The organism is Micromonospora sp. NPDC005161 (genome assembly GCF_053599855.1).
In genome coordinates this window covers 80,338-106,565 of record NZ_JBSFYQ010000002.1, presented here as the reverse complement: position 1 = coordinate 106,565, position 26,228 = coordinate 80,338, and the positions used below count along the sequence as shown (strand labels likewise).

27 protein-coding genes, 1 tRNA gene and 1 riboswitch are annotated in these 26,228 nt (G+C 71.1%); of the genes, 14 read left to right on the top strand and 14 right to left on the bottom strand.

What is annotated here, in order from left to right; genetic code table 11:
• The first annotated feature begins 1 nt into the window (after position 1).
• From ACWD5O_RS02645 to ACWD5O_RS02635, 3 genes are read left to right on the top strand one after another with little or no spacing between them, the layout of a single operon-like run.
• Positions 2-1,417, top strand: a complete 1,416-nt coding sequence (locus ACWD5O_RS02645; RefSeq protein WP_450084423.1) for a protein kinase domain-containing protein — start codon at positions 2-4, stop codon at positions 1,415-1,417.
• Positions 1,414-3,243: a Stk1 family PASTA domain-containing Ser/Thr kinase gene (pknB, locus tag ACWD5O_RS02640; RefSeq protein WP_354966412.1), complete on the top strand. Its 1,830-nt coding sequence runs from the start codon at positions 1,414-1,416 to the stop codon at positions 3,241-3,243. Before ACWD5O_RS02645 ends, pknB begins: the two co-directional genes overlap by 4 nt.
• Positions 3,244-3,274: 31 nt before the next feature.
• On the top strand, positions 3,275-3,979 hold the full coding sequence (locus tag ACWD5O_RS02635; protein ID WP_450084422.1) for a SanA/YdcF family protein: 705 nt from the start codon (positions 3,275-3,277) through the stop codon (positions 3,977-3,979).
• A gap of 30 nt (positions 3,980-4,009) precedes the next feature.
• On the opposite strand, the gene ACWD5O_RS02630 is transcribed toward ACWD5O_RS02635, so the two are convergent.
• Genes ACWD5O_RS02630 through ACWD5O_RS02615 form a run of 4 tightly spaced genes read right to left on the bottom strand, consistent with a single transcriptional unit; the run spans position 4,010 to position 7,281 of the window.
• Positions 4,010-4,660 (bottom strand): aminodeoxychorismate/anthranilate synthase component II, encoded by a 651-nt coding sequence (locus ACWD5O_RS02630; RefSeq protein ID WP_450084421.1) that lies wholly within the window; start codon positions 4,658-4,660, stop codon positions 4,010-4,012.
• 2 nt (positions 4,661-4,662) lie between these two features.
• Positions 4,663-4,947 (bottom strand): hypothetical protein, encoded by a 285-nt coding sequence (locus ACWD5O_RS02625; protein WP_354966415.1) that lies wholly within the window; start codon positions 4,945-4,947, stop codon positions 4,663-4,665.
• Between the two features lie 4 nt (positions 4,948-4,951).
• Positions 4,952-6,481: a class E sortase gene (locus ACWD5O_RS02620; protein WP_450084420.1), complete on the bottom strand. Its 1,530-nt coding sequence runs from the start codon at positions 6,479-6,481 to the stop codon at positions 4,952-4,954.
• On the bottom strand, positions 6,478-7,281 hold the full coding sequence (locus tag ACWD5O_RS02615) for a DUF881 domain-containing protein (protein WP_450084419.1): 804 nt from the start codon (positions 7,279-7,281) through the stop codon (positions 6,478-6,480). Before ACWD5O_RS02615 ends, ACWD5O_RS02620 begins: the two co-directional genes overlap by 4 nt.
• Positions 7,282-7,502: 221 nt before the next feature.
• Between ACWD5O_RS02615 and ACWD5O_RS02610 the strand changes: the two genes are divergently transcribed.
• The 5 genes from ACWD5O_RS02610 (at position 7,503) to ACWD5O_RS02590 (ending at position 13,840) form a co-directional block, all read left to right on the top strand.
• A complete protein-coding gene (locus ACWD5O_RS02610) occupies positions 7,503-7,766 on the top strand; it encodes a cell division protein CrgA (RefSeq protein ID WP_089018328.1) in 264 nt (87 codons plus the stop codon).
• Between the two features lie 292 nt (positions 7,767-8,058).
• The gene (locus tag ACWD5O_RS02605; protein WP_450084418.1) at positions 8,059-10,257 is read left to right on the top strand and encodes a (Fe-S)-binding protein; all 2,199 of its coding nucleotides are present in this window, start codon (positions 8,059-8,061) and stop codon (positions 10,255-10,257) included.
• A 94-nt stretch (positions 10,258-10,351) separates the two neighbouring features.
• On the top strand, positions 10,352-11,665 hold the full coding sequence (locus ACWD5O_RS02600) for a hemolysin family protein (protein ID WP_354966569.1): 1,314 nt from the start codon (positions 10,352-10,354) through the stop codon (positions 11,663-11,665).
• Complete coding sequence (locus tag ACWD5O_RS02595) at positions 11,658-12,659, top strand: hemolysin family protein (protein ID WP_387324780.1); 1,002 nt, start codon at positions 11,658-11,660, stop codon at positions 12,657-12,659. Before ACWD5O_RS02600 ends, ACWD5O_RS02595 begins: the two co-directional genes overlap by 8 nt.
• A 182-nt stretch (positions 12,660-12,841) precedes the next feature.
• Complete coding sequence (locus tag ACWD5O_RS02590) at positions 12,842-13,840, top strand: C40 family peptidase (protein WP_387324777.1); 999 nt, start codon at positions 12,842-12,844, stop codon at positions 13,838-13,840.
• Positions 13,841-13,902: 62 nt separating this feature from the next.
• Here the strand turns inward: ACWD5O_RS02590 and ACWD5O_RS02585 are convergent, their stop codons facing one another.
• Together ACWD5O_RS02585 and ACWD5O_RS02580 are read right to left on the bottom strand one after the other, a co-directional pair.
• Entirely contained in the window at positions 13,903-15,357 is a 1,455-nt protein-coding gene (locus ACWD5O_RS02585) for an N-acetylmuramoyl-L-alanine amidase (protein ID WP_450084417.1), read from the bottom strand.
• A 48-nt stretch (positions 15,358-15,405) separates the two neighbouring features.
• The gene (locus ACWD5O_RS02580; RefSeq protein ID WP_354966423.1) at positions 15,406-15,885 is read right to left on the bottom strand and encodes a lysozyme family protein; all 480 of its coding nucleotides are present in this window, start codon (positions 15,883-15,885) and stop codon (positions 15,406-15,408) included.
• A gap of 230 nt (positions 15,886-16,115) precedes the next feature.
• A riboswitch (cyclic di-AMP (ydaO/yuaA leader) is annotated at positions 16,116-16,251 on the top strand.
• Positions 16,252-16,263: 12 nt separating this feature from the next.
• Here ACWD5O_RS02580 and ACWD5O_RS02575 point away from each other — a divergent pair.
• Positions 16,264-17,304: a C40 family peptidase gene (locus tag ACWD5O_RS02575; RefSeq protein ID WP_354966424.1), complete on the top strand. Its 1,041-nt coding sequence runs from the start codon at positions 16,264-16,266 to the stop codon at positions 17,302-17,304.
• Positions 17,305-17,390: 86 nt separating this feature from the next.
• On the opposite strand, the gene dcd is transcribed toward ACWD5O_RS02575, so the two are convergent.
• Positions 17,391-17,969, bottom strand: a complete 579-nt coding sequence (gene dcd / locus ACWD5O_RS02570) for a dCTP deaminase (RefSeq protein ID WP_089018323.1) — start codon at positions 17,967-17,969, stop codon at positions 17,391-17,393.
• Between the two features lie 99 nt (positions 17,970-18,068).
• Here dcd and ACWD5O_RS02565 point away from each other — a divergent pair, with 99 nt between their 5' ends.
• Complete coding sequence (locus tag ACWD5O_RS02565) at positions 18,069-18,626, top strand: pyridoxamine 5'-phosphate oxidase family protein (protein ID WP_354966425.1); 558 nt, start codon at positions 18,069-18,071, stop codon at positions 18,624-18,626.
• A gap of 78 nt (positions 18,627-18,704) precedes the next feature.
• On the opposite strand, the gene ACWD5O_RS02560 is transcribed toward ACWD5O_RS02565, so the two are convergent.
• Positions 18,705-19,688: a zinc metalloprotease gene (locus ACWD5O_RS02560; protein WP_450004776.1), complete on the bottom strand. Its 984-nt coding sequence runs from the start codon at positions 19,686-19,688 to the stop codon at positions 18,705-18,707.
• Positions 19,689-19,935: 247 nt separating this feature from the next.
• Here ACWD5O_RS02560 and ACWD5O_RS02555 point away from each other — a divergent pair.
• Positions 19,936-20,009 (top strand) — tRNA-Gly (locus ACWD5O_RS02555).
• 119 nt (positions 20,010-20,128) lie between these two features.
• Here ACWD5O_RS02555 and ACWD5O_RS02550 read toward each other — a convergent pair.
• Together ACWD5O_RS02550 and ACWD5O_RS02545 are read right to left on the bottom strand one after the other, a co-directional pair.
• Positions 20,129-20,863, bottom strand: coding sequence for an alpha/beta fold hydrolase (locus ACWD5O_RS02550; RefSeq protein ID WP_354966427.1), 735 nt, complete (start codon positions 20,861-20,863; stop codon positions 20,129-20,131).
• 199 nt (positions 20,864-21,062) lie between these two features.
• Positions 21,063-21,767 (bottom strand): VOC family protein, encoded by a 705-nt coding sequence (locus ACWD5O_RS02545; RefSeq protein WP_354966428.1) that lies wholly within the window; start codon positions 21,765-21,767, stop codon positions 21,063-21,065.
• A gap of 182 nt (positions 21,768-21,949) precedes the next feature.
• Here ACWD5O_RS02545 and ACWD5O_RS02540 point away from each other — a divergent pair, with 182 nt between their 5' ends.
• Entirely contained in the window at positions 21,950-22,339 is a 390-nt protein-coding gene (locus tag ACWD5O_RS02540) for a hypothetical protein (protein ID WP_354966429.1), read from the top strand.
• A gap of 51 nt (positions 22,340-22,390) precedes the next feature.
• A complete protein-coding gene (locus ACWD5O_RS02535) occupies positions 22,391-22,948 on the top strand; it encodes a DUF3592 domain-containing protein (protein ID WP_354966430.1) in 558 nt (185 codons plus the stop codon).
• Between the two features lie 140 nt (positions 22,949-23,088).
• Here ACWD5O_RS02535 and ACWD5O_RS02530 read toward each other — a convergent pair whose 3' ends face one another.
• The 4 genes from ACWD5O_RS02530 to ACWD5O_RS02515 form a co-directional block, all read right to left on the bottom strand.
• Complete coding sequence (locus tag ACWD5O_RS02530) at positions 23,089-23,733, bottom strand: dihydrofolate reductase family protein (protein ID WP_450084416.1); 645 nt, start codon at positions 23,731-23,733, stop codon at positions 23,089-23,091.
• A 45-nt stretch (positions 23,734-23,778) separates the two neighbouring features.
• The gene (locus ACWD5O_RS02525; protein WP_450084415.1) at positions 23,779-24,483 is read right to left on the bottom strand and encodes a dihydrofolate reductase family protein; all 705 of its coding nucleotides are present in this window, start codon (positions 24,481-24,483) and stop codon (positions 23,779-23,781) included.
• Positions 24,484-24,599: 116 nt separating this feature from the next.
• Positions 24,600-25,031, bottom strand: a complete 432-nt coding sequence (locus ACWD5O_RS02520; RefSeq protein ID WP_450084414.1) for a hypothetical protein — start codon at positions 25,029-25,031, stop codon at positions 24,600-24,602.
• A 34-nt stretch (positions 25,032-25,065) separates the two neighbouring features.
• Positions 25,066-25,260, bottom strand: a complete 195-nt coding sequence (locus ACWD5O_RS02515; protein ID WP_354966434.1) for a hypothetical protein — start codon at positions 25,258-25,260, stop codon at positions 25,066-25,068.
• A 56-nt stretch (positions 25,261-25,316) separates the two neighbouring features.
• Here ACWD5O_RS02515 and ACWD5O_RS02510 point away from each other — a divergent pair, with 56 nt between their 5' ends.
• Positions 25,317-26,195: an LLM class flavin-dependent oxidoreductase gene (locus ACWD5O_RS02510; RefSeq protein ID WP_354966435.1), complete on the top strand. Its 879-nt coding sequence runs from the start codon at positions 25,317-25,319 to the stop codon at positions 26,193-26,195.
• Positions 26,196-26,228: the final 33 nt, after the last annotated feature.

Here is a 26,228-nt window from a genome sequence, read left to right as displayed (position 1 = left end):
CATGCTCAGCCCCGGCGTCCAGCTCGGCAACCGCTATCGCCTCGACGAGCGGATCGCCAGCGGCGGCATGGGCGACGTCTGGCGCGGCACCGACCAGGTGCTCGGCCGGACGGTCGCGGTCAAGAGCCTGCTGCCCGCGCTGCTCGACGACCCGGACTTCGCCGAGCGGTTCCGCGGTGAGGCCCGCACCATGGCCACCATCAACCACCCGGGTGTGGTGGACGTCTACGACTTCGGCAACGACCAGCAGATCGCCTTCCTGGTCATGGAGTACGTCGAGGGCGACGCCCTGTCGTCCACGCTGAGCCGGGTCGGCCGGCTCACTCCAGCCCGGACGATGGCACTGGTCGCGCAGGCCGCCGACGCGTTGCACGCCGCGCACGAGAAGGGCATCGTGCACCGCGACGTGAAGCCGGGCAACCTGCTGGTCCGGCCGAACGGCACGCTGGTGCTGACCGACTTCGGTATCGCCCGCTCCGACCTGGTCGGCCAGCTCACCGCCGCCGGCTCGGTGCTCGGCACCGCCTCGTACATCTCGCCCGAGCAGGCGACCGGTGGGGTGGCCACTCCGGCGTCCGACGTGTACGCGCTCGGCGTGGTCGCCTACCAGTGCCTCGCCGGCCGGCGACCGTTCGAGGGCGACAACCCGCTCGACATCGCCATGCGGCACGTCCGGGAGACCCCCCGACCACTGCCAGCGGACATCCCGCCGCAGGTCCGGGCCGTGGTGGAACGGGCGTTGGCCAAGGACCCGGCCGCCCGTTGGCCCAGCGCCGCCGCCCTCGCCGGGGTCGCCCGCCAGCTCAAGGCCGCGCTCTCCCAGCAGGCCAGGGCCGGTGGCAACTCCGGGCCGGTCTCCGCGGCGCCGGCGTCGCCCGCCGCACCCGGTCGGGCCCAGGTGCCGTCCGCGCAGCAGCTTCGCCCGCCGGGCGCCCCGCACCGACCGCCGGTCGCCGGGCAGCGGCCGACCGCCGTCGCGCCGGTCCAGCAGCCCCGACCCACCGCCGTCGCGCCGGCCGTCCCGCACGCACGCCCGCCCGTCAGCCCCGCCGGTTACCCGCGCGGCGCCGCCGCGGTGCCGCAGGCACCGGTCCGGCAGGAGTATCAGCAGGCGTACGCCCGGCAGGCCGGCCCAGCGCTGCCGGCACCCGATCCGCGCCGGTCCCGGCCCGGCATGGTGCTCCTCGCCATCCTGCTGGCCGTGCTGGTCCTGCTCTGCTCCGGCGTGATTTCCTACAACCTGCGGAAGCAGTCGCAAGCCGGTGAACCCGGTGCGCTGGCTCCGCACACCGTGACGTCCGGCGTGCTGCGGCTCGACGGACGCGACGATGCGACCCGGACGTCGTACCGTCTTGAGGTACGGCTCCAGCCGGACGACGGCGGGACGATGACGAGCGAAGGACGACAGACGCGATGACAGCGCAGGCCCGCCTGCTCGGTGGCAGGTACCAGGTCGGCGAGCTGCTCGGCTACGGCGGCATGGCCGAGGTGCACCGCGGTCGCGACCTCCGGCTCGGTCGGGACGTCGCGATCAAGATGCTCCGCACCGACCTCGCGCGGGACGCGACGTTCCAGATGCGGTTCCGTCGGGAGGCGCAGAACGCGGCTTCGCTCAACCACCCGGCGATCGTGGCGGTCTACGACACCGGCGAGGAGACCGCGCCGACCGGTGAGACGCTGCCGTTCATCGTCATGGAGTTCGTCAACGGACGGACTCTGAAGGAGGTGCTCGGCGCCGAGGGCCGGTTGCAGCCCCGCCGGGCGCTGGAGATCTGCGCCGACATGTGCGCGGCGCTGGAGTTCAGCCACCGGCACGGCATCATCCACCGGGACATCAAGCCGGGCAACGTCATGCTCACCCAGACCGGCCAGGTCAAGGTGATGGACTTCGGCATCGCCCGGGCGCTGGCCAGCGGTGCGACCACCATGACGCAGACCAGCGCGGTGATCGGCACGGCGCAGTACCTCTCCCCGGAGCAGGCGCGCGGTGAGGCCGTGGACGCCCGCTCCGACGTGTACGCGGCCGGCTGCGTGCTCTTCGAACTGGTCTGCGGGCACCCGCCGTTCGTCGGGGACAGCCCGGTCAGCGTCGCGTACCAGCACGTGCGGGAGACGCCGCCCACGCCGAGCGACATCAACCCGGACGTCAACCCCGCGGTCGACGCGATCGTGCTCAAGGCGCTGTCCAAGAATCCGCTCAACCGCTACCAGAGCGCCGGCGAGATGCGGGCCGACCTGCTCCGCGCCGCCGCTGGCCGTCCCGTGCTGGCCACCCCGGTGATGCGCGAGGCGGAGACCGTGGCGATGGCTCCGGCCGGCGGCGGCGGTGGCTACCCGCCCGCCGGCGGTGGGCCGCAGACCCGCCAGATTCCGGCCCGGGTCGGCGACCCGCGCCAGCGCAAGGCGTCCTCCTTGCTGATCGCGACCTTCAGCGCCGTTGGCGTGCTGGCGGTGATCGCCCTGGTCGCCGCCCTGCTCTGGAGTCAGCAGCCGGACAAGAATTTGAAGTCGGTCCCCACGCTCACCGGCAAGAGCCAGGAGGCCGCCTTCGCCGAGATCCGCAGCCTCGGCTTCCAGCCGCAGGCCGGAGACCAGGTGCTGAACGGCACCTGCGAAAAGAACACCGTCGTCACGCAGATTCCGGAGGCCGGGACGCAGTTGCGGGAGAACGGCACGGTGACCGTCCAGGTGTGTGGTGGCAAGCCCGAGGTGGTAATCCCGAAGGACCTCGTCGGCTCGAAGTACGACTCGGTCAAGGCTCGGCTTGAGGGCCTGGGCTTGAGGGTCAAGCCCAAGCCGCGCGACGACAAGGAGAGCGAGGGCATCGTCCTGGACGTGTCGCCGACCTCCGGGACTCGGGTGGCCGAGGCTACCGAGGTGACGGTCACCTACTCCAAGGGCAACATCCGTGGCGTTCCGGACGTTCGTGGTTCCTCCCAGGAGGCGGCCGAGGAGGAGTTGAAGCGGGCGGGCTACAAGGTCAACGTCGATCTCGGCGACCTTGTGCCCGCAGCGGAGGCCGGCAAGGTGACCGACCAGAACCCCAGGCCGGGCACGCAGTTGGCCCAGGGGAAGACGGTGACGATCATCGTCTCCCAGCCGGAGCCGGAGAACGAGACTCCGAGTCCGCCAGCGACGCCGACGCCGACACCGACCGCCACGCCGACCAAGCCGGGCGACGGTAACGGTGGCGGTTCCGGGCTGCCGTTCCCTCCCCCACCCACCCGGCTCAACGAGCAGTAGACCCGGTGGCTCGGCTCCGCGGACCGTCCGCGTGACCGCCACCGAAGCTTCGGTGACCGGCCCTCCGGGTCGCGAGCGTCGGTGGCGGCGAGGCCTGACCCGGGTGGTCGCCCTGGGGCTGGCCGCGCTGCTCCTCGCCAGCCTTCCGTGGCTCTGGACGACGATCTCCGCGCGCGGTCACGTGTACGACGAGGCCGACGCGCCGGCCGCCGACGTGGTGATCGTTCTCGGCACCGCCGTGGCGGCTGATCGAACTCGACCTGGGGACCGGCTGGCCGGCCGTCTGGAGACCGCCGCCGAGTTGGTGAACAGTGGGCGGGCCCGGGTGGTCCTCGTGTCAGGCGACGGGGGTGGCACGTCGGGTGACGAGCCGGCGGTGATGACGTCGTACCTGACCGAGCTGGGTGTCGACCCGCGTCGCGTGGTGGCCGACCCGTTCGGCCTGGACACCTACGACAGCTGTGCCCGGGCGCGCGAGGTGTACGGGGTCGAGCGGGCCCTGATCGTGACCCAGTCCTACCACGTGTCCCGGGCCGTGACGCTGTGCCGACACCTCGGCCTCGACGTCGACGGAGTCACCGCCCGCTGCACCGGTTGCGGCCCCGCCCTACTGGTCGAGAAGTCGGTCCGGGACTACTTCGCCAGTGGCAAGGCGGCCTGGGACGCAGCCCTGGGCCGGGCACCGGCAGTGCGCTCGCCCGCGAGTCCCGCGGTCCAGGACGCGCTGCGGGGCTGAGCGTCCGGTTTGAAGTCGGCCTGGCCGGGGTCAGGCGGTGGCGAAGGCGGCGCGGCGGCGGGCGTCGACCTCGGCGGCCAGCTCCGGGGCCCGCTCCAGCGCCTCTGGGTGACCGCAGCCGGCCAGCCAGTTGGCGAGCATCAGGTGGCCGCCCTCGGTGAGCACCGACTCCGGGTGGAACTGCACGCCCTCGATCGGCAGCGTCCGGTGCCGCATCGCCATCACCACGCCGGAGCCGGTCCAGCCGGTCACCTCCAGCTCGTCTGGGAGCGTCTCGGGCAGTACGGCCAGTGAGTGGTAGCGGGTGGCGGTGAACGGGTCGGGCAGACCGGTGAGCACGCCGACCGACTGGTGGCGTACCTCGGAGGTCTTGCCGTGCAGCAGTTCGGGCGCGCGGGTGACGGTCGCCCCGAACGCCTCGCCGATCGCCTGGTGGCCGAGGCAGACGCCGAAGATGGGCAGCTGGCCCGCGTACTCCCGGATGACGTCCAGGCAGATGCCGGCGCGGTCGGGACTGCCCGGCCCGGGTGAGAGCAGGATGCCGGCGGCACCCACCCTGCCCACGTCGGCGACGTCGATCTCGTCGTTCCGGCGGACCTCGCAGTCCACCCCGAGCTGGCCCAGGTATTGCACCAGGTTGAAGACGAACGAGTCGTAGTTGTCGATCACCAGGACGCGCATGGTCACCTGCTCGGGGAGGGCGGCGCGGAGTTGTTCCGGTCGGTGTCGTACGGCAGCTCGTGCTCGTCGCCGGCCGGGGTCTCCCCGGTCACCGCGTCGCCGCCGCCCGGTTCACCGGGTACGCCGGAGTCCTGGGTGACCTGCACGTCGTCGAAGGGCAGCAGCGGCTCGGCCCACGGGAAGGCCACGTACCAGAGCAGGGCCACCGCGGCGGCGGCGAGCAGCACCGAACCGGTCAGCTTGCCGGCCAGGCCGAACGGCAGTTTGCGCCAGATGAACGCGTACATCGGGTCAGCCTCCCAGCTCCGCCGGGCGGCCCGCTGACTTGGGTTGGGTCCGGTCCAGCTCGGCGTGGATGATCAGGCGCTGGTAGTTGTCGAACTTCGGGTTGCAGGTGGTCAGGGTGAGCATCCGCCGGGTCGGCTTCTTGTCTGGATCACCGGGGACCGGTGCCACCACCTCAACCTGCGTCGGCCTGACGATCCGGGTCTGCGACACCCGATAGACGTACCAGTCGGTCTTGCCCTCGACCACGATCGCGTCGCCGTCGTCCAGCTCGTCCAGCCGCCAGAAGGTGGCCCGGTTGCGGTGGCCGGCGACGGAGAAGTTGCCGACCTGTCCGGGCAGCGCGCTGGCCGGGTAGTGGCCCGGGGCGTACCGGATGTCGGCCTGGGTGACGCCCTCGACCACCACCCAGTTCTTGTCGAGCTTGGGGATGTAGAGGCCGGCGATGGGCTTGCCGCGAACCGGCGGCGACGGTTTGACGCTCGGGGTGGCCGACGGGACGACCGTGGGGTCGTCGGTCGGGCCCCACGCCTGGGCGAGTTGCTGGCTGAGGTCGTTCTGGTGGGCGTCGACGATGGCCGACTTGCCCCAGACCTCGTAACCCGCGAAGAGCAGCACCACGAGGCCGAAGGTGATCAGGACCTCGCCGGTGAGCCGGACGCCGGTGCGGAGCCGGGACGCGAGCGAGGGGCGGGTGAGCTCCGAGTAGACGCTCTTGTAGCCCTCACCGGTCTGGTGGGGCCGGAGTTGGACCACCCGCTCGCCGCGTCGGGGCCGCGGTGGTTCGGCGGGACTGTCCGCGGCGCCGGCCGGCTCGTCGGTGGCCGCGGTGCGGGGGACGGCACCCATCAGCGCCGTGGAGTCCATGGCCGGCGGGCGGGACGAGGGCCTGGCGGGCACGGCCGGGATCAGCGCGGTGGCGGCCGGGTCGGCGGGGCGGTCCGGCCCGGCCGGGGAGCCGGTTGCGCGCGTGGGTCCGACCGTGGGGATGAACGCGGTGGGCGCGTCCACACCGGCGGCCGGCGGGCGGGCGGTCGGGGCGCTCGGCGGCGCCGGCGGCCGGACGGGGGCGTTGTCGGGTGCGGCCGGCCGGACCGGTCCCTGGTCGGGTGCGGTCGGTCGGCCGCCGGTGGCTGCGGGGGGACGGACGGGCCCGCCGTGCGGGCCCGACCCGGCCGGGGTGGCACCGGGCCACGGCGGAGGCGCTCCGGTGCCCGGGTGAGTCGGGGTCCGCTGCTGGTCGGGCCGGCCGGCGTTCGGCTGGGCCGGGCGGTCGGCGCGCGGGAGGTTGTCGGCGCGGCCGGCCGGCGGCGGCGCCCCGTCGCCTCGGGGAGGCCCGGGGGCGGCCGGCGGTTCGGGTACGGCCGCTGGGCGCGTCGCCCGGGGTCGGGCGGGCAGCACCGGATCGGGCCAGTTGCCGGCCAGGCCGGGCCGGTCAGCTCCGCGCTCGGGCCGGTCGACCTTGGGTAGGAACGCCGTCGGTTCGTCGGCCTGGTCCCGGTGTCGCCCGTCGCGCCGGTCGTCCGGGCCGCTCACCGGGGCACCGTCGCCGAGCGCAGGGCGGTCGAGTCCTCGAATGCCGGGACTGTCACCGCGGAGACGGTCTCCTTGTATCCGAGTTGGTAGTCGTCGACTGCGTCCTTGAACAACCGGACTCCCTCAGAGCTGGCGAGGGCCTGCTGGAGGGCAGCGGGATCGCCGATTGCTACGATCTTGAACGGTGGGGAGTACACCCGCCCGTGGAGCAGCAGGGTGTTACCGACGCAGCGTACCGCGCTGGTCGCCAGCACGCGGACGTTCATGATTGACATGGCCTCCGCCCCGCCGGCCCAGAGCGCGTTGACCACCGCCTGCACGTCACCCTGGTGCACCACCAGGTCGTCGTTGCTGGCGTCCGTGGGGGTCTGGTCGGTGCGTCGCGGCGCGTCGTTCAGCTCCACCGTCACCCCGGTGCCGGTCAGCTTGGTGAACCCGGCGGTCTGGAGGCTGCCCTGGGCGCGGTCCTGCTGAGCCTTGATCGGGCTGTCCGAGTCGGCCAGCGCGTCGGTCCGCTCCTCGACCTCGTCGCGCAGTGTGGCGGCCCGGCGCTCGCTCGCCGCCACCTGCTCGCGGCGGTCCTCGATGAGCTGGTTGAGCTGGGGCCGACGGTCCTCTCGTAGCGCGGTGCCGCCGGCCGTGGTCGCGGTGGTGGTGAAGAGCAGCCCCGCCGCGGCGGCGATCAGGGGCACCCCGATCGACCAGCCCGGTCGGCGTTGACGCGGTCGCCGGGGCAGCAGCCCGGCACCGGCCCGTCGAAGGACCTTCTGCCAGGAGGCGGCGCCGGATGTGTACTCCACCGAGCGTTCCTTCCGCGTTTCGAGGATTGGTCCGCCCCGGCCGGGCCGGTGATGCGAACAGTCCCGCCTTTTTCGGTCACTCCGTGCACCGGCCTGACCCCATTCGTGGTCCGGGCGGGCGTTCCGGACTACGCTAGCTTTCGAACATTATTGGCCATGGACCGTCGCCCCCGCGCCCGGTTGTCAGGCCGGACGAGGTCGTCACCCCTCTGGAGAGCGTCGTGCCCAAGTCTCAGGTCCGCAAGAAGAAGGTGTACACCCCGCCGACGGACGTTCGTCCGACGACGGCGGCATCGTCGCGCAAGCCTAGCCCGGTGTGGCTGCCGATCACCGCGGTCGCATTGATCGTCGCTGGCATCGGTTGGCTGGTGGTCTACTACCTCTCCGAGCAGCAGTACCCGGTCATGGCGTGGGGTTACTGGAACCTCGCGGTGGGCTTCGGCGCGATGGTCGCCTCGTTGGCGCTGCTCTCCCGCTGGCGCTGAGCCGGCCCGGCGCGTTCGCCACGCCGGAGGATTCACGTCACCCCACGGAGCCCCTGCCCGGCAGGACCGGGCGGGGAACCCTATGGTGTCCGCAGGGCGGCGTGGCCCGCCGCGAGATGACTCACGTTACTGCTGGGTAACCTTGCGCGTAGGCTGCACTGCATGACCGAGCGGAGCGAGGTCATCGACCGGTCCGGTCGCAGGTGCGGCAGCGGCGCGACGCCGGCTCCGTCCTGATCCGGTCCCGGTCGCCGAGCCGCTCGACAGGCAGCAGACCGGGGAGGCCAACTCGATGGGCAGCGTCCAGATCGTCACCACGATCCTCGCGGCCGCCATCACCGCCGTGGCGGTGTGGCTTGCGGCACGCGCGGTCCTCAAGATGGTGGCAGTCATCCGGCTCGGGCAGCCCGCGCCGGAGCGGTTCACCGACAAGGTCAGCCGTACGAAGACCATGCTGGTGGAGACCGCCGGCCACACCCGCATGCTCAAGTGGGGCGTGGTGGGTGCGGCGCACTGGTTCGTGATGGTCGGCTTCATCGTGCTGTCGCTGCTGGTGCTCGAGGCGTACTTCGAGGTGGTCACCCCGACCGGTGGGCTGCCGATCATCGGGCACTGGGTGGTCTTCGGGCTGGCCACCGAGATCATCGGCGTGCTGGGTCTGGTCGGCATCCTGGTGCTGATGGCGATCCGGCTTCGCAACCGGCCGAACCGGCCGGGTGGTCGCTCCCGGTTCACCGGCTCGACGATGTGGCAGGGCTACTTCGTCGAGTGGATCGTGCTGCTGGTCCTGATCTTCGGGTTCGTGATCCGGGGCTTCAAGGTCGCCACCGACCACTTCGAGTACCCGCTCTGGGCCACCCCGGTCAGCCACGCGGTCGGCGCGGTGCTGCCCGACTGGCAGGACGGGGCGAGCATCGCCGCCCTCATCAAGATCGTCATCTCGATGACCTGGCTGATCGTCATCTCGCTGAACGTCACCATGGGCGTCGCCTGGCACCGCTTCCTGGCGTTCCCCAACATCTTCTTCAAGCGTGAGCCGGCCTGGCCGGCCGGCTCCGGTCTCGGCGCGCTGCGCCCGATGACGAGCCAGGGCAAGCCGCTCGACTTCGAGGAGGCCGACCCGGAGAAGGACCAGTTCGGTGTCGCCCAGGTCGAGCAGTTCAGCTGGAAGGGTCTGCTGGACTTCAGCACCTGCACCGAGTGCGGTCGCTGCCAGTCGCAGTGCCCGGCCTGGAACACCGGCAAGCCGCTCTCGCCCAAGCTGCTCGTGCTGAGCCTGCGCGACCACGCGTACGCCAAGGCGCCCTACCTGCTGGCCGGTGGTGGCAAGGACCTGACCGGCGAGGAGAAGGCCACCGCGGCGCAACTCGCGCACGTCGACGTGCTGGCGCTGGCCGAGGCCGACCGCCCGCTGATCGGCACCGCCGAGGAGGGCGGCGTCATCGACCCGGACGTGCTCTGGTCCTGCACCACCTGCGGTGCCTGCGTCGAGCAGTGCCCGGTGGACATCGAGCACGTGGACCACATCGTCGACATGCGCCGCTACCAGGTGCTGATCGAGTCGAGCTTCCCCTCCGAGGCCGGCGTCATGCTGCGCAACCTGGAGAACAAGGGCAACCCGTGGGGCGCCCCGCAGAACACCCGCGAGGACTGGACCAAGGGTCTCGACTTCGAGGTGCCCCGGGTCGGCGAGGTGGACGACTTCGAGTACCTGTTCTGGGTCGGCTGCGCCGGCGCGTTCGAGGACCGGGCCAAGAAGACCACCCGCGCGGTGGCGACCCTGCTCAACGAGGCGGGCGTCAAGTTCGCCATCCTGGGCGAGGGCGAGACCTGTTCCGGCGACCCGGCGCGACGGATCGGCAACGAGTTCGTCTTCCAGATGCTCGCCCAGCAGAACGTGGAGACGCTCAACGAGGCGTTCGAGGGCCGGGAGAAGGCCAAGCGCAAGATCGTCGCTACCTGCCCGCACTGCTTCAACACCCTCGGCAACGAGTACGGCCAGCTCGGCGGCGAGTTCGAGGTGGTCCACCACACCCAGCTGCTGGCCCACCTGGTGTCCACCGGCAAGCTCACCCCGGTGCAGCCCGTCGACGGCGGGGTCACCTACCACGACCCCTGCTACCTGGGCCGGCACAACCGGATCTTCGCGGCTCCCCGTGAGGTGCTCGGGGACGCCATCGAGGGCGAGATCACCGAGATGCCGCGCAACAGCGAGCGCTCCTTCTGCTGCGGCGCCGGCGGCGCCCGGATGTGGATGGAGGAGAAGATCGGCAAGCGGATCAACGTGGACCGGGTCGAGGAGGCCATGGCCACCGGGGCGAAGACGGTCGCCGTCGGCTGCCCGTTCTGCTCGACGATGCTCAACGACGGGGTGAACGGCAAGGGCGCCGGCGAGCAGGTCGAGGTGATCGACGTGGCCAGCGTGCTGCTCCGCTCGGTCAAGCCGGAGCAGCCGCAGCGCGGCAAGGAGGCCGCGCCGGTCGCCGGCTGAGCCGTCGGCCGTCCCGGCCGGTGGCTGGGCACCCGCCGTGGCACAATCGCGCCGAGGTGAGGCGAACATCGACGGGATTGTCCTGGCCACGCTGCTGCCCCTGGTCGGCTTCGCTGCGCTGACCGCCGGCAACGCGTTCTTCGTCGCGGCCGAGTTCGCCCTGGTCACGGTCGATCGCGCGGAGATCGACCGCCGGGCCGGCGCCGGCGACGAGGCCGCCCTGAGGGTACGCACGGCGCTGCGCGAGCTCTCCTTCCAGCTCTCCGGCGCGCAGCTCGGCATCACCATCACGGCGCTGCTCACGGGTTATCTGGCCGAGCCAGCCCTGGCCCGGGTCTTCACCCCGCTGCTGCGCCCGGTGGCCGGGGACAGCACGGAGCGGTTCACCCCGTTTCTGGCGCTGGCCCTGGCGACTCTGATCTCCATGCTCTTCGGCGAGCTGGTGCCCAAGAACGCGGCGCTGGCTCGACCGATGCCGACCGCGCTGGCCACCGCCGGCCCCATGCACTCCTTCTCCCGGACGTTCGGCTGGGTGATCCGGGGACTGAACGGTTCGGCGAACCGGCTCGTCCGGGCGCTCGGGGTGGAGCCGCAGGAGGAGCTCCGGAGTGCCCGCTCGCCGGAGGAACTGGGCCTGCTGGCGGCCATCTCCGCCCGGGCCGGGGCACTGCCCCCGGACACCGCGATGCTGCTGCGCCGCACCATCCGCTTCGGCGACAAGCGGGCGGCCGAGGCGATGACCCCCCGGGTGGACGTGGTCGCGCTGCGTGCCACGGCCACGGTGGCCGGGTTGCTCGAGCTGTCCCGGGAGACCGGGCGGACCCGGTTCCCGGTGTACGAGGAGACCCTCGACCTGGTCACCGGTGTGGCGGGGGTGCCGGACGCGCTGGGGGTTCCGCTGGCCGCCCGGGCGTCGACCACGGTCGGCTCGGTGGCCCGCGAGCCGGTGTACGTGCCGGAGAGCCTGGACCTGGACGGCGTGTTGGCCGCACTGAAGGCCGCCGGCGCCGACCTGGCCATCGTGGTCGACGAGTACGGCGGCACGGACGGCGTGGTCACCATCGAGGACCTGGTCGAGGAGCTGGTCGGGGAGATCGCCGACGAGTTCGATCCGGCCAGCGTGGACGACGTCGGCCCGGTCGAGCTCACCGTGCCGGGCGGGGAGCGCACCGTGCTGGTCGACGGGGTGCTGCGCTCCGACGAGTTGGCCGAGCAGACCGGCTTCCGGCTGCCCGAGGGGCCGTACGAGACGCTGGCCGGGTACCTGATGGCCCGGCTCGGGCACATCCCGCTGGCCGGCGAGACGGTCGAGGCCGGTGGCTGGGAGTTCACCGTGGTGGAGGTGGAACGGCACCGGATCGAGCAGGTCCGGGTGCTGCGCCCGGCGGAGCCGGACGACGATGCCTGAGCTGTTGGTGACCGTGCTGCTGCTGCTCGGCAACGGGTTCTTCGTGGGTAGCGAGTTCGCGCTCATCGCGTCCCGGCGGACGGTGATCGAGCCGCTGGCCGCCGGCTCGAAGCGGGCCCGCTGGGCGCTGTCGGCGATGAACCAGATCCCCCTGATGATCGCTGGGGCGCAGCTCGGCATCACGGTCTGTTCCCTGGGCCTCGGCGCGATCGCCGAGCCCGCGCTGGCCCACCTGCTGGAGTCGCCGTTCCACGCGGCCGGCCTGCCCGAGCGGGCGGTGCACCCGGTGGCGTTCGTGCTGGCGTTGGGCGTGGTGGTCTTCCTGCACACGGTGGTCGGCGAGATGGTGCCGAAGAACATCACGCTGGCCGGTCCGGAACTCTCCGCGCTCTGGCTCGGCCCGGCCATGCTGGCGTTCTGCGTGGCCACCAAGCCGCTGCTGCTGGCGATGAAGTGGGCGGCCCGGCGGGTCCTCGCGGTCTGGCGGATCGAGGCGTCCGAGGCGGTGAAGACGGTGTTCACCGCGGAGGAGTTGGCCGGGCTGGTCTCCCAGGCGCGCACCGAAGGGCTGCTCGACGCGGAGCAGCACGCCCGGATCACCGGCGCCCTGGCCCTGCACACCCGGACCGCGGCGGACGCGTGGCAGCCGTGGTCGACGGTGGTGACGGTGGCCGAGGACGTCTCGCCCGCGTCGCTGGAGGTGCTGGCGACCCGCACCGGCCGGTCCCGGTTCCCGGTGGTGCAGCGGTCCACCCGGCGGGTGCTCGGTTTCGTGCACGTCAAGGACGTGCTCGGGTACTCGGGGCAGGCTCGCCGGGCAGCGGTGCCGGCGGAGGTCTACCGGCCGCTGGCGGTGGTGCCGCCGGAGCGTACGCTCGCCGACCTGCTGCTGGCCATGCGCCGCGAGCGGAGGCACATGGTGCTGGTCAGCGACGGCCGGCGCCCGCTCGGTGTGGTCACGCTCGACGACGTATTGACGGCGATAGTTGGCTGATCGGCCGATACCCTTGGTGTGCAAGCGGTTGCGCGACAGTGACGGTGACGCCTCCCGCCTTGATTCCGCTGCTGCGCTTCCCTAATGTGAGGCACCGACCGCTGTGGGTCGTCTGCCTCGGCCCTTCCCTCACGCGAGGCGCCCGGCGGTCGGTTGCAAAGGAGTCGGTGCCGGTGGCAACCATGCCCCCTCATCGTCACGCCCCGGGACTGCCCGCTCGGTCGGGCGGTCTGCGCAGGGTCGCCCACCGTCTACTCGTCCTGGTCGCCGCCGCGGCGGTCGGCGCTGGCGTGCTCTCCGCGCCCGTGCAGGCCGCGCCCACGGTCGACGAGATCGAGGCGCAGATCGACAAGCAGTGGGAGCGGTTGGAGCCCACCATCGAGCAGTACAACAAGGTGCGGTCGCAGCTGAAGACCAACCGGAAGAAGTCGTCCGAGCTGCAGAAGAAGATCGAGCCGCTGGCGCTGCAGAGCGAGCTGGCGCTCAACCGGGTCGGTGACCTCGCCTCCCGGTACTACATGTCGGGTCCCTCCCACGACATCGGCGCGTTGCTGATCAGCGCCAAGCCGGACACGCTCACCGAGCAGCTCACCGTCCTCGACCGGCTGGCCGCGCGGGAGCGCAAGGAGGTCGAGGGCGTGCTGGCCGTCCGGGCCAAGTACGACGGCCAGAAGCAGAAGCTGGACGCGCTGATCGCCACCCAGACCAAGCAGCAGAACGAGCTGGCGGCGAAGAAGAAGCAGATCGACGGCGAGATCAAGCGGCTCGAGGCCTCGCTGCCGAAGACGACGATCAAGACCGAGGGCTGCCCGACCATCAACGGGGTGGCCAACGCGGCCGCCCAGAAGGCGATCAAGACCGCCTGCCAGCAGGTCGGCGACCCGTACGTCTGGGGCGCCACCGGCCCGAACTCGTTCGACTGCTCGGGCCTGACCCAGTACGCGTACAAGGCGGCCGGGATCTACCTGACCCACCACACGGGTGACCAGTGGCACGAGGGCAAGGCCATCTCGCGGGCCGACGCCCGCCCCGGTGACCTGGTCTTCTTCTTCAGCGACCTGCACCATGTCGGCCTGTATCTGGGCAACGACAAGATGGTGCACGCGCCACGCGCCGGCAAACCGGTGCAGGTGGCCAGCATCAACAACATGCCGGTCGCCGGGTTCCGCAGACCCGGCTGATCCAACAGCCACGACGAGGGCCCCCGGTCGAACGACCGGGGGCCCTCGTGCCGTTCAACGGTTCAGCGGGGTGCGCCCACCGTGGACGGCAGGAGCTGTACGTCGGCGAGGTCGACGTACATGATCCGGTGACCGAACTGGATCTGCGCGTACCGGTTCTGGCCGCGGATGACCGTCCAGTCGCCCGGCGAGGAGCCGTCGAACGTTGTAGCCCGGTAGTACTCGCCCGGCAGCACCGCGCCGACGGCGTACCGCTGGCCGGCCGCCAGGGTGTACTGCAGCGGCGAGATCGGCTCGTATGGCACCCCGGCCGGGTAGGCGGCCTCCTCGGGGTACGCCCGCCCGTACACGGGGATGGTGGCCCGTCCGGGCTTCGGGGTGGCCACCACGCCGACGGTCCAGGTGGCGGTCGGCGCCGACGCCGGGTTGTGGAACCACGCCTTCTGTCCGAGATACCAGATCGCCGTCCAGTCGCCCTGCCGACCGGCGAGGGCGTACGTCTGGCCGGCGGAGGCCCGGGTGCCGTGGTCCGACACCTCCATCGTGTTCGGGGTGCCGTCGGGGCGCAGTGCGATGTCGTTGACCAGCGGCGCGTCCGCGGACGGCGCACTGCGCAGCACCACCGACGATGAGCCGCGCGGCGCGCACGGCACACCGGCGGTGACGCAGCCGGTGAACGCCGGCTGGTTGGTGGCGTAGTCGGGGCCGATCCGGACCAGCCCGGAGGCCGGGATGCCGGTGTCCAGCCGCGGCGCGTGCAGCAGCGTGAAGTAGTGCGTCCAGTCCCAGTACGGGCCCGGGTCCCAGTGCATCCCGCGCACGGTGGAGGCGACGGTGCCGGGCACGTTGTCGTGGCCGATGATGTGCTGGCGGTCCAGCGGGATCCCCAGCTGCAGGGCGAGGTGCCGGACCAGCTTGGCGGAGGTCCGGTACATCGCCTCGGTGTACCAGGTGCCCTGCGCGGCGAAGCCCTCGTGTTCCAGCCCGATCGACTTGGCGTTGACGTACCAGTTGCCGGCGTGCCAGCCGACGTCCTTGGTCTTCACGTGCTGGGCGATGTGCCCGTCCACCGAGCGCAGCGAGTAGTGCCAGCTCACGTAGGTGGGGTCCTGGACGAGTTGCAGCGTGGTCGCCCAGCTCGCCTCGGTGTCGTGGATGACGATGTACTCGATCTTCTGCCGGCCGGGTCGGTCGGAGAGGTCGTGGTTGCCGTAGTTCCCGGCGCCGAACGCCTCGTAGGGCGCCGGGATCCACTCGCAGGAGATGGTGCGGGGGCACTCCAGCCCGTCGGGGCGGGCGAGCCGGCGCAGTCCCAGCCGGTCCAGCCAGGAGCGCTGCGGTTGGATTGCCCGGGCCGGCAGCGTGATCCGCTGGCCGTCGTCGGTCACCCGGGACTCGCCGGCGCCGATGGTGGTGAACACCTCGTCGGCGAAGGCCGCCGCGGCGTCCGCGCTGTCCGCGCCGGCGTAGCGGGCCACCGCGCCGTACCAGGCTGCCGGGTCGGTGCCGGCCCCCACCGGTGCGCCCAGTTCCCGCTGGTACGCGGCCAGCAGTGCCGCGCCGCCTCAGATGTTGACGCTCGGGTCGGTGCGCAGCGACTCGGGGGCGGCGCCGGTCAGTGCGGCGGCGGCGTCCATGGTCTGCAACGCTGCGGCGGGCGGCGCGGGATCCTCGGCGGGTCGGGGCGCCATCTCCCGTGCGGGGCGGGAGTCGTCGCCGCGCGGGTCCTCGGTGCCGGCGTCGTGGTGGCTGCGCCCCGGTAGGGCGGCCACGTGCCGGGCGTCGGTCAGGTGCATCGGGCCGTAGCCGCCGCTGGTACTCGGCGTGCCGGCGTTGCTGTCCCAACGTGACTCCAGATAGGAGACGCCGAGCAGCACGTCGGCCGGTACGCCGTACTCGGTCGCCGCGGCGGCGTACTGCTGCTGGCGGTCGGCGGTGGGTGCGGCCACGGCTGGGCCGGCGGGTAGGGGAACCGCGGTCGCGGCGGCGACCACGGCGGCGGCGAGCAGCGCGCGCCGGCCGGTGGACAGGGTTGGACCGTGCATCGAACCCCCTAGATCTGAAGGGCGAAGTGAGGTCACCTTCGCCCCGCCCGGGGCTCCCGTCAATACCTTTCGACCTACCGAGGTTCGTGGAAGGAAACCTTCGTTCCCGGCCGTCGTCGCCGGCAATCGGTACGGAGTGTCACGGCCCCACCGGTTGCGGATCGGTAACGGTCGTCTCTACTCTGGTCATTCGTCGGGCCGACAGCAGCTCCGCCCACCCGGGCGGTAACGGACCGACACCGCCGAGTCGCTTCCGAGCGAGCCGGGGACCCAGGTTTCTGGGGTGAATCCGCAGCCACTGCGGTAGGGCGTCCACCTTCCCGCCCGAACCCGTCAGCTAACCCGGTAGGCGGTCGGGAAGAAGGAGTACGGAACCCGGTGGCTCACCATGCCCCGCGGCCGTCGTCCGAGCGGTCGGCGTCAGCCGGCCCGACGTCGATCGTGCCGCGCTCACGCTGGTCCCGCTTCACCACCGCCCTCGCCGCCCTGGTCGGCGTTGCCGTCGTCCTGACGGGCAGCGCCACGGCGGCCCACGCCGACCCCTCCGTCGCCGAGATCGAGCGCCAGATCGACGCCGACTGGAACAAGCTCGAACCGATCATCGAACGGCACAACGCCACCCGGGCCGACCTGGCCGCGAAGCGCAAGCAGGCCAACGCGCTGGCCGCCCGGATCGCCCCGCTGGAGCGCCAGGTCGACGCTGCGATGGACAAGGTCAGCTCCCTGGCTGTGCGCGCGTACAAGGGCGAGAACGTCTCCACCGTCAACGCCGTGCTGGGCAGCCGGTCACCGAGCGACGTGGTCGGGCAGCTCGAGATGCTCGACCGGTTTGCGCACAACCAGCAGCAGGACGTGCGGCAGGTGGCCGACCTGCGTGACCAACTGGCCGCGCAGAAGGCGCCACTGGACGAGATGGTGGCCCAGCTGACCCGGACCGAGGCCCAGCTGGCGGCCAAGAAGAAGCAGATCAACGACGAGATCGACCGCCTGCAGAAGCTGCGCCTGAAGGTTTACGGCAACGGTGGCGGCGGTCCGCTGCGTCCGGCGCCCTGCCCGGCCAGCTACCCCGGCGGCGGTGCCGGTGTGGCCGTCAAGTTCGCCTGCGCCCAGATCGGCAAGCCCTACGTGTGGGGTGCCGAGGGTCCGAACTCGTACGACTGCTCCGGGTTGATGCTGGCCGCCTGGGCCAAGGCCGGTGTGTCGCTGCCGCACAACGCCGCCCAGCAGAGCCGGGTGACCAAGGACGTCAGCCGGGCCAACCTACGCGCCGGTGATCTGGTCTTCTACTACAGCGACATCCACCACGTCGGGATGTACGTGGGTAATGGCTGGGTCGTGCACGCCTCGCAGGCCGGTCAGCCGATCAAGATGAAGAAGGTCGACGACGGCCCGATCCACAGCTACGGCCGCCCAGGCTGAGATGTAAGCAGGGGCCCCTTCTTAACGCCTCCGGTATAGGAGGGGCCCCTTACTAACACGGCGGGCGCATTGCCCGACGAGTGGCTTCAGCGGGTCGGCCAGGTGCGCCAGTGCTGCCAGGCGCGGCTCGGGGTCGGCCCGCGCTGCCCCTGGTAACGCGAGCCGTACACCACCGAGCCGTACGGGTGCTCGGCCGGCGAGGAGAGCCGGAAGATGCAGAGCTGCCCGATCTTCATGCCCGGCCAGAGGGTGATCGGCAGGTTCGCCACGTTGGACAGCTCCAGCGTCACGTGCCCCGAGAAGCCCGGGTCGATGAAGCCGGCGGTGGAGTGCGTGAGCAGACCGAGCCGGCCCAGGCTCGACTTGCCCTCCAGCCGGCCGGCGAGCTGGTCGCCCAGTGAGATGACCTCGAGCGTCGAGGCCAGCACGAACTCGCCCGGGTGCAGCACGAACGGCTCGCCGTCAGGCACCTCGACGACCGAGGTGAGGTCGTCCTGCTGCATTGCCGGGTCGATGTGGGTGTAGAGATGGTTGTTGAAGACCCGGAACAGCCGGTCGAGTCGTACGTCGATGCTGGACGGTTGGACCAGGGTGGGCTCGAACGGCTCCAGGCCCAGCGTGCCGGCCTTGATCTCGGAGACCAGGTCGCGGTCGGAGAGCAGCATCGGACCACCATAGCGGCGTTTGCCGCAGTGACAGGATTCGGTGCCGGTGACCAGCGCGTCGAGGTCGCTGATCGTACATTTGTTCGATAGAATGTCCACATGGCTTCCTGGTCCGAATTCGCCGCCGACGAGCCCCGACTCGCCGACGGGATCCGCGTTCTCCTTCAGCAGTACGGGCCGGGCTTCGGCTATCTGGCCACGGTCCGCGCCGACGGCGGGCCCCGGGTCCACCCGGTCTCCCCGGTCATCACCGACGAGGGTCTGTTCTGCTTCGTCATCGACTCTCCGAAGCGCCGTGACCTCGAACGGGACGGCCGTTACGCGCTGCACTCGTTCCCGCCGGAGGAGAGCGACGACGAGGCGTACGTGGCGGGGCACGCCTGGCCGGTGACCGATCCGGCTCGGGTGGCGCGGCTGGCGCAGAGCGCCCGGGCCGAGCCGCAGGTCGACTGGCGGCTGTTCGAGTTCACCGTCGACGTGGCGATGCTGACCCGCCGCGACCAGCACGGCATGGGCATCACGGGTGGCGCGCAGGGCCGGCCGGCGGTCCAGGTCTGGCTCGATCCGCACGCCCCGCCTGCGGCGGCCGGCCCGGCCCCCGTACCGCAGACCCGCCCGGTCCGCCGCAACCGTGACGTCCAACGCTCGGCCGCCTGACCGGGGCCGGGGTCCTGGGGAAAGACGCCGGTGCCGGCTCCGTCGTGACGGAGCCGGCACCGGTGGTACGCGGGAAAGCTACGCGGCGCGGTACGCGTTCCACGCGGTCAGCATGCGGCTGGCCTGGCCCGGCGTGAACTGGTACATGCACGAGTCGTAGGTGTAGTCCATGAAGTTGGTGATCGGGTCCAGCCCGGCCGCCGAGCAGGTGTTCCGCCCGGTCGGGCACTCGTACGCCGGCGACGCCTCGGCCGGGGTGTCGCTGACGCTGTCACCCGAGCCACCGCAGCCGCCCTGGAAGGTGTGGTAGAGGTTCAGCCAGTGGCCCACCTCGTGGGTGCCGGTGTCGCCCTGGTTGTAGTTGGTGGCCGTTCCGCCCGGCAGTGACTCGTTCAACGCGACCACGCCGTCCATGCTGCTCAGGTTCCGCTGCGGGAAGGTCGCCCAGCCCAGCAGGTCGTTGCTCAACTCGCCCAGGTAGATGTTGAGCGTGTTCTTGCCGCCCACCCGCAGCGAGGACTTCATCGACCGCTCCGCCGACGAGCCCTGCACGATCGGGTACCAGGACGGATTCGTCACCCGGTTGATCTTGTCGAGGCGGAAGGCGAAGGCGGTGACGGCACCGCCGGTCGCACCGGAGTACGCCTGGTTGAGCACGTTGATCTGGGCGGTGATCAGCGAGTCCGGGATGTTGCCACCCGCACGCGTGCTGTTCTCCTGGATCACGTGCACCACCACCGGGATGGTGACGGTGGCCAGTGCCGTGGCACCGGCACCGACCCGGAAGTTGGCGCGTTCGCGCAGCGCCGCCGCCAGGTCGGCGTCCCGCTCGCGTACCTGCTTCGCGGTCAGCTCGTTCGGGTCGTGCTTCGCCGCCGCGCCGGGCTTCATCCGGGCGTTGGCGTGGCTGCCGGTCGGCTCCACGCAGGCGCCACCGGGGGCTGCGGAGAACGCCGAAGCAGCCGGAACGACGCCCACCGCGGCGGTGCTGAGCAGCAGCGCGAGAGTCGTCGAAGCGACACCGGCGGCACGCCGGGTCAGCAGGTTGGGACGAAGTCCCATGGGCCACCTCTTTTTGGCGACGTGGCAGGGGGTGTGTCACGCCGTGGCTGGCAAGGTGTGGCAGACGTTACAACTCATCGATGCATTTGAGAATGGCCATATCTTGTCATAAGGAAACTACTTTCCGTGCACGGTGGCTCAGGGGGGCAATGGTGGTTCTCCGCGGTGGGGCGGGTGGTCGGCCGTCACGTGGGGGCGGGGTACCTGGGTGCACTGGCTGGGTGACTCAGGTACAGTGGTGCCGCTCGCGGGTGTAGTTCAATGGCAGAACATCAGCTTCCCAAGCTGACAGTGCGGGTTCGATTCCCGTCACCCGCTCCACGATCAAGGCCCTGGCCAGGACGCAAGTCCCAGCCAGGGCCTTCGATATTCCAAGGTCAGCGACCGTGCTACGACCGGCCGGTACGGCCCGATGGCCTGACGGCGGGCCGGGCCTGCGGCTAGCGCAGATGCCGGGCGAAGAACCCGGCCGCGTCCTCTCCTGCGAACTGCGGGACACCGGTGTGTCCGCCCATGTTGGCGTGCAGCGTTTTCTCCTTGGAGCCGAAGGCGTCGAACAGGTCCAGGGCCGCCTGCCGGTCGTTCCCTTCGTCATCCCACTGCAGTAGGACATGCAGCGGAATGGTGACCTGTCGGGCCTCCTCGAACATGGTGCGAGGCACGAAACTCCCGGCGAAGAAGCCGGCGGCCACGATGCGCGGCTCGACCACCGCGAGCCGGATGCCGACGGAGATCACTCCCCCCGAGTACCCGACCGGGCCGCCGATCTCGGGCAGCGACAGGAGGGCATCCAGGGCGGCCTGCGATTCCGGGACCGCCTTGTTGACGAGCGGGAGGATGAGGGCGTCGATGATCTCGTCGCTGACCGGCTCGCCGGCCTCCAGCGCCCGGCGCAGGTCGGCGCGGGCCTGCTCGACGGCGGCCCAACGGGGCCGGTCACCACTGCCGGGGAGCTCGATGGTGGCCGCGGCGAAGCCCTCCGCCGCAGAGTGCCGGGCCCGAGCCACCAGACGGGGGTACATCTTGCGCAGTCCGAGCGGGGGGTGGCCGAGCAGGATCAGCGGGACCGGTGCGGATGCGGATCCGGGCGTCCACAGGATGCCGGGGATCTCGCCGAGGGTGAATTCGCGTTCGAGGACGCCGTCGTCGAGGCGCTGCTCGGAAGTGAATCGCATGGTCGTGCCTTTCGGGAGTGCTCGTGAACGGCGCTCCCGGACGACCTATCGCCCGACCGTGACCCCGGAGGGGAGCACCCATGTCGATACGTTCACGGGTACCACCTCCTCGATCTCTCGCACGGCCTCCGGAAAAGTAGCAGTGTCGCCGCGGTCCGCCAACCGGTTTTGCGGGGGCTCGCGGGGCGCCGCGCTGCGGTCAGCGTCCTCTGACGCAGAACTCGTTGCCGTCGGGATCGGCCAGTAGGACGGCGCCGTCCGCACCGACCTCGAGCCGAGTGGCCCCGAGGGCGACCAGCCGATCGACCTCGGCTTGCTGATCGCCACCGGCCGGGGCGAGGTCGAAGCGCTGCCGGTTCCTCGCCGTTTTGGGGGCCACGGGTGGGCCACCCCACGCGACCTTCGTGCCGCCGTGCGGTGACTGGATCGCGGTCTCCTCGTCCTGGTCCCACACCAGCGGCCAGCCCAGCGCCTCGCTCCAGAAGAGGCCGACCTCCCGGTTGCCGTCGCAGGCGATTTCCCCGAGCAGGCCGCACCCGGCGAGGAAGCCGTTGCCGGACTCGATGACGCAGAACGCGTTGCCCTCGGGGTCGGCAAGGACGATGTGCCCCTCCTCGGGGCGCTGCCCGACGTCGAGGTGACCGCCGCCGAGCCCCAGTGCCCGCGCCACCGTGTGCTGCTGGGCGGCGTCGCTGGCGCTGGTCAGGTGAAGGTGCAGGCGTTTCGGCCCCACCTTCTTCGTGCGGCTCGGGACGAACTGGAGGCTGAGCTGAGTGTCGTCGCCGGGCAGGAGCGCACGATCGGCGTCCTCGACGACCTCCCGGCCGAGCATTCCGGCCCAGAACTGCGCCAGGCGAGCAGGGTCATGCGCATCGAAGGTCACCGTCAGCATTCGCGAGAGCATCACTGCACCGTAGACACGGGCCAGCAGAACAACAACGTGGTTTCGGTGAGGTCGGCTCGACAGGGCGGCGCCGGTCGTGCTGGTCCGGAGATGCACCCGGGCCGGCGGACCTGACAACTTGATCTCGTAATGCCGAACGGTCGGATGACGACGAGCGGCGTGCCGGCGACCATGATGTCGGAGTGACCACCGTAGATGGCCGTCCGGCAGGCCCTGAGCGGGTAACCATCCGTGCCCGCACTCGCGCCTTGCGCCTCGGGGTGGCGATCCCTCTCGCGATCGTCGGTTTTCCGCTCCTGCTGGTGTTCGCCTTCAACCTGAGCTTTTTCGTGCGTGCGCTCACCGGCCCGGGTCCCGAACCGTGCGATCCCGCCGTCGACGGGTTGGAAGCCTGCTGGCATCCGGAGCTGCGGACCTTCTGGATCGTGGCCGCCGCGACGGGGCTCGCGGGAGCGCTCTGCCTCGTGACTTCGCTGATCCGGCTTCCCCGACCCCGCCGCTGGTGGCCGTGGCCGATCGCGACAGCGGCGCTCCTGTTCTCCTGTCATCTGGCACTGACGCAGATCATCTGACTTCGAGCGACAGCGGGCGTGATCCTTGCGTCGGAGCGGCACGATGAGCCGGTGAGCCGCCTGATCATGTTGCTGAGGCGCCCGGTCTGGGTGACCGTCGGCTGCGTGTTGCTGGTGGTGGCCGGTGGTGCCCTGCTCTGGTTGCCGCTGCACACCCAGTACGCACTCGACGACTGGAAGACCGAACTGCGGGCCGAAGGTGTGCCGGCGCGGGCCGTCGTCTACGACCGGGAGAGCAAGCGGGGTGGCAGCTCCACCACCATGTATCTCCGGTACGAGATGGCCGGCCGGACGTACGAGCAGGAGCTGGGCTGCTTCGAGGTGTGTCTGCCACCCGGCGATGTCGTGCCGATCTGGGTGAACCCCACCGATCCGAGCGACTTCGTCACCGACTTCGACGCGCTCAGCGGACACCGGGGCCGCATCCAAGGTGTCATCGGCGCGGCCGGGTTCGTGATCCTGGTCGTGGCGGTTCTGCTGACGATCTCCCGCATCCCGTTCCGGAGATGGTTCCCCCGGCGCACGGCGCCGCGGCGGCCCGGCGCTTCCAACAGTGGCGGCGCCGGGTTCACCAGCCGTTCCAAGCACAAGCGGGTCGGCCGACACTGAGCGGCACCGGGCCTGTCACCCCCCTGACACGATCCTGACACGGCCACTGACATCCGACGGCTACTGGATGCTGGTGCTGTCCCGCCGGTAGGCGACCGTGCTCAGGGCAACGGGTCAGCATGCTGTGATCGTGTTGGCGGTCATCGTTTCCAGAACAGGAGATGGGTGACTCCGCTGGGGCTGGGCACCGACTCGAGGTGGAAGCGGTCGAGAAGATCGGTGTGGCTGTCCCACAGGCGCTCGCCCCGATTGAGGTCGACGGGCGCGACGGCGATGTGCATCGTGTCGACCAGGTCGGCCTCGATGAACTCGCGGATGGTCGCCACCCCACCGCCGAGGCGTACGTCCCGACCGGCGGCTGCCTGCTTCGCCCGGGCCAGCGCCTCGGCGGGGCTGGCATTGAGGAAGTGGAACGTGGTGTCGGCCAGGGTGAACGACGGCCGCACATGGTGGGTGAGTACGAAGACCGGCGTGTGGAACGGCGGGTTGTCACCCCACCATCCCTGCCACTCGTGGTCCTCCCAGGGGCCCCGCTGTGGGCCGAACTTGTTGCGACCCATGATCTCCGCGCCGATGTTGCACTCGGCGTCGCGGGTCAGGTAGTCGTCCAGCCCGCGAGTGCCGCCCGGTTCGGTGCGATACACGAAGCTGGCGGTGGCGGCACGCCAGGAGAACACGGGGGTGGGGTCCGCGTGGCCGAAGGGTCGTTCCAGGCTCTGCCCCTCACCGGTGCCGAACCCGTCGCGCGAAACGTTGAAGCACTGCACCCGCAACAGTTGCGGCATGGGATCTCCTCTTGGGTTGATGGTCCCGTATCCGGTCGGCGCGGTTCAGTTCGTGGTCACCGTCGGGCCGCCGCCGCGGCCCCGGTCGTCGAGGACGAGCGGGGCGCGACCGCGCACCTCGTACCGGATGTGGGTGACCTGCGGCGTGTGGATGACCCGGGTGGGCGTCAGCTCGATCGCCTCCTTCTCGCCGAGGTCGAGGTCCGCGTCGAACAGCCGGAGGCCGGTGCCGAGCACGACCGGTACGACGTGCAGCTCCAACTGGTCGAGCAGGCCGGCCTTGAGGACCTGGCGTACGAGGCTGCCGCCGCCGGCCACCGCCACGTCCTTGCCGCCGGCCACGGCACGCGCCTGCTCGACCGCACTGGCCACGCCATCGGTGACGTAGGTGAAGCTGGTGCCACCGCCGCGCAGCAGGGGCTCGCGCGGGCGGTGCGTGACGACGAAGACGGGCGCGCGGAACGGCGGCTCCTCGCCCCAGGGCACCTCACCGCCGTCGGCCATCCGCCGCCCCATCACGTACGCGCCGGCCGCTTCGAACGACTCGGCGACCACGTCCGAGTTCGTGTCCCGCTCACCACCGGCGAAGCCCTGTCGCTCGCGCCACGCCCCGGCGTCGGTCACCCAGCGGGTGACCCGGAAGAATCCGGCGCTCTCGGCCGAGTCCATCCAGTCGCCCTCGCCGGCGAACTGCGGGCCGGCGTAGAACCCGTCCATCGACACCGACACCTGTGCGGTCACCTTCGTCATCTCGCGTTGTCCTCTCCTCGGGCGACACCCGTTCGGGTGCCCGCTCACCGATGGGTCGGAGCCGCCGGAGAACTTCCTACAGGAAGGCAGTGTGACGTGGACCACGGCGCGACAGGTCAGTGCGCGGGATTGCTCTCCGATGACCGGTCCGGTTGGCGGTCATCCGTCGGCAGGTCCCACATCCCGGCGTACTCCGGGCCACTCAGCCAGCGCATGCGGGGCACCTCCTCGGGGCGGGGCTTCCAGTCGCGGTACGGCAGCAAGGCCAGCCGCCAGGCGATCACCGCGAGAATCCAGACGCCCGGGCCGACCAGCCACAGCAGGGCATCGCGGCGGCGGTAGGAGGCGCGCGGCGCCAGCCAGGCGGTCACCACGACGGGCACCGCGATCGCGCTGAGGTCGGCCCGCGGCCCGCGGCCGAACCGGGCCTCCATCAGCTCGCGAGAGACCATGGACGGCACGATCACCGCGATCACGATCGCCGCCGCGAAGAGTTTGCGTGACCGGCGACCCAGAGGTGGGCGGGCAGCGGCTGGCTGGGCGATCATGACCGGAGGGTACGGGCCGCCAGCGACGGCGGGACTACGACTTACGGTCGATGATCGCCGCCTCGATCCGCAGACCGGTGCCCGTCAGGACGAGGAGGGCGGCGAGGATTTGCGGCCTGAGCCCGTCGTAGTCGGATGGCATGGTGAGCAGCGAAGTCAGGAAGCCAGCCACCAGCGACATGGTGCCGAATGCTCGTACCGTGTCGGCCCGACGCGACCGTAGGTCCATCGGAGAACGGTAGCGAAAGCCGGGCGCCCATGGTGCCCCCGACTAGGCTGGCGATCATGCGAATTGGCATCGTGATCCTGCCGGACCAGCGCTGGACGGAGTCGCAGCGTCGCTGGCGGCAGGCCGACGAGTGGGGCTTCGACCACGCCTGGACGTACGACCACCTGGGTTGGCGGGACCTGGTGGACGGCCCGTGGTTCGACTCGATGACCACGCTGACCGCGGCCGCCACGGTGACCTCCCGGATCCGGCTGGGCACCCTGGTTGCGTCGCCGAACTTCCGGCACCCGGCGGCGTTCGCCCGGCAGATCACCACGGTCGACGATGTCTCGGACGGTCGGCTGCTGCTCGGCCTGGGCGCGGGCGGTATCGGCTTCGACTCGGCGGTGCTGGGTGGCGAGACACTGCCACCGCGTCAGCGGGTCGACCGGTTCGCCGAGTTCACCGAGCTGCTGGATCTGATCCTGCGGGAGGACGGCACCACCTGGCGCGGTGACTGGTTCGCCGCGGTGGACGCCCGTAACAATCCTGGCTGCGTGCAGCAGCCCCGGGTGCCGTTCGTGGTGGCCGCCAACGGGCCGCGGTCGATGCGGCTGGTGGCCCGGTTCGGCCAGGGCTGGGTGACCACCGGCACCGACGCCGACGACGTGGAGGGCTGGTGGGGCACCGTGTCGGCGCTGTCCGCGCGGATGGACCGGACGCTGGATGAGGCCGGCCGTGATCCGGCCACCCTGGACCGGTATCTCTCGCTGGACGCGGCGCCGGTCTTCTCGCTCAGCAGCGCGCAGTTCTTCGCCGACCAGGTCGGCCGGGCCGCTGACCTCGGCTTCACCGACGTGGTGACGCACTGGCCGAGGGCCAGCAGCTGGTACGCCGGCGATGAGGCGGTCCTGGTGGACGTGGCGACCCGGCTGCTGCCGGAGTTGCGCGGCTGAGCCGGAAAGCCAGCAGCGGGGCCCCGGCGCGAG

Excerpts from the sequence above, each read along its gene's own strand:
- ACWD5O_RS02645 (WP_450084423.1), top strand. The coding sequence starts at position 2 with ATGCTCAGCCCCGGCGTCCAGCTCGGCAACCGCTATCGCCTCGACGAG.
- pknB (WP_354966412.1), top strand. The coding sequence starts at position 1,414 with ATGACAGCGCAGGCCCGCCTGCTCGGTGGCAGGTACCAGGTCGGCGAG.
- ACWD5O_RS02630 (WP_450084421.1), bottom strand. The coding sequence starts at position 4,660 with ATGCGCGTCCTGGTGATCGACAACTACGACTCGTTCGTCTTCAACCTG.
- ACWD5O_RS02625 (WP_354966415.1), bottom strand. The coding sequence starts at position 4,947 with ATGTACGCGTTCATCTGGCGCAAACTGCCGTTCGGCCTGGCCGGCAAG.
- ACWD5O_RS02605 (WP_450084418.1), top strand. The coding sequence starts at position 8,059 with ATGGGCAGCGTCCAGATCGTCACCACGATCCTCGCGGCCGCCATCACC.
- ACWD5O_RS02595 (WP_387324780.1), top strand. The coding sequence starts at position 11,658 with ATGCCTGAGCTGTTGGTGACCGTGCTGCTGCTGCTCGGCAACGGGTTC.
- ACWD5O_RS02590 (WP_387324777.1), top strand. The coding sequence starts at position 12,842 with ATGCCCCCTCATCGTCACGCCCCGGGACTGCCCGCTCGGTCGGGCGGT.
- ACWD5O_RS02580 (WP_354966423.1), bottom strand. The coding sequence starts at position 15,885 with ATGCACGGTCCAACCCTGTCCACCGGCCGGCGCGCGCTGCTCGCCGCC.
- dcd (WP_089018323.1), bottom strand. The coding sequence starts at position 17,969 with ATGCTGCTCTCCGACCGCGACCTGGTCTCCGAGATCAAGGCCGGCACG.
- ACWD5O_RS02565 (WP_354966425.1), top strand. The coding sequence starts at position 18,069 with ATGGCTTCCTGGTCCGAATTCGCCGCCGACGAGCCCCGACTCGCCGAC.
- ACWD5O_RS02560 (WP_450004776.1), bottom strand. The coding sequence starts at position 19,688 with ATGGGACTTCGTCCCAACCTGCTGACCCGGCGTGCCGCCGGTGTCGCT.
- ACWD5O_RS02550 (WP_354966427.1), bottom strand. The coding sequence starts at position 20,863 with ATGCGATTCACTTCCGAGCAGCGCCTCGACGACGGCGTCCTCGAACGC.
- ACWD5O_RS02545 (WP_354966428.1), bottom strand. The coding sequence starts at position 21,767 with ATGCTCTCGCGAATGCTGACGGTGACCTTCGATGCGCATGACCCTGCT.
- ACWD5O_RS02530 (WP_450084416.1), bottom strand. The coding sequence starts at position 23,733 with ATGCCGCAACTGTTGCGGGTGCAGTGCTTCAACGTTTCGCGCGACGGG.
- ACWD5O_RS02525 (WP_450084415.1), bottom strand. The coding sequence starts at position 24,483 with ATGACGAAGGTGACCGCACAGGTGTCGGTGTCGATGGACGGGTTCTAC.
- ACWD5O_RS02520 (WP_450084414.1), bottom strand. The coding sequence starts at position 25,031 with ATGATCGCCCAGCCAGCCGCTGCCCGCCCACCTCTGGGTCGCCGGTCA.
- ACWD5O_RS02515 (WP_354966434.1), bottom strand. The coding sequence starts at position 25,260 with ATGGACCTACGGTCGCGTCGGGCCGACACGGTACGAGCATTCGGCACC.
- ACWD5O_RS02510 (WP_354966435.1), top strand. The coding sequence starts at position 25,317 with ATGCGAATTGGCATCGTGATCCTGCCGGACCAGCGCTGGACGGAGTCG.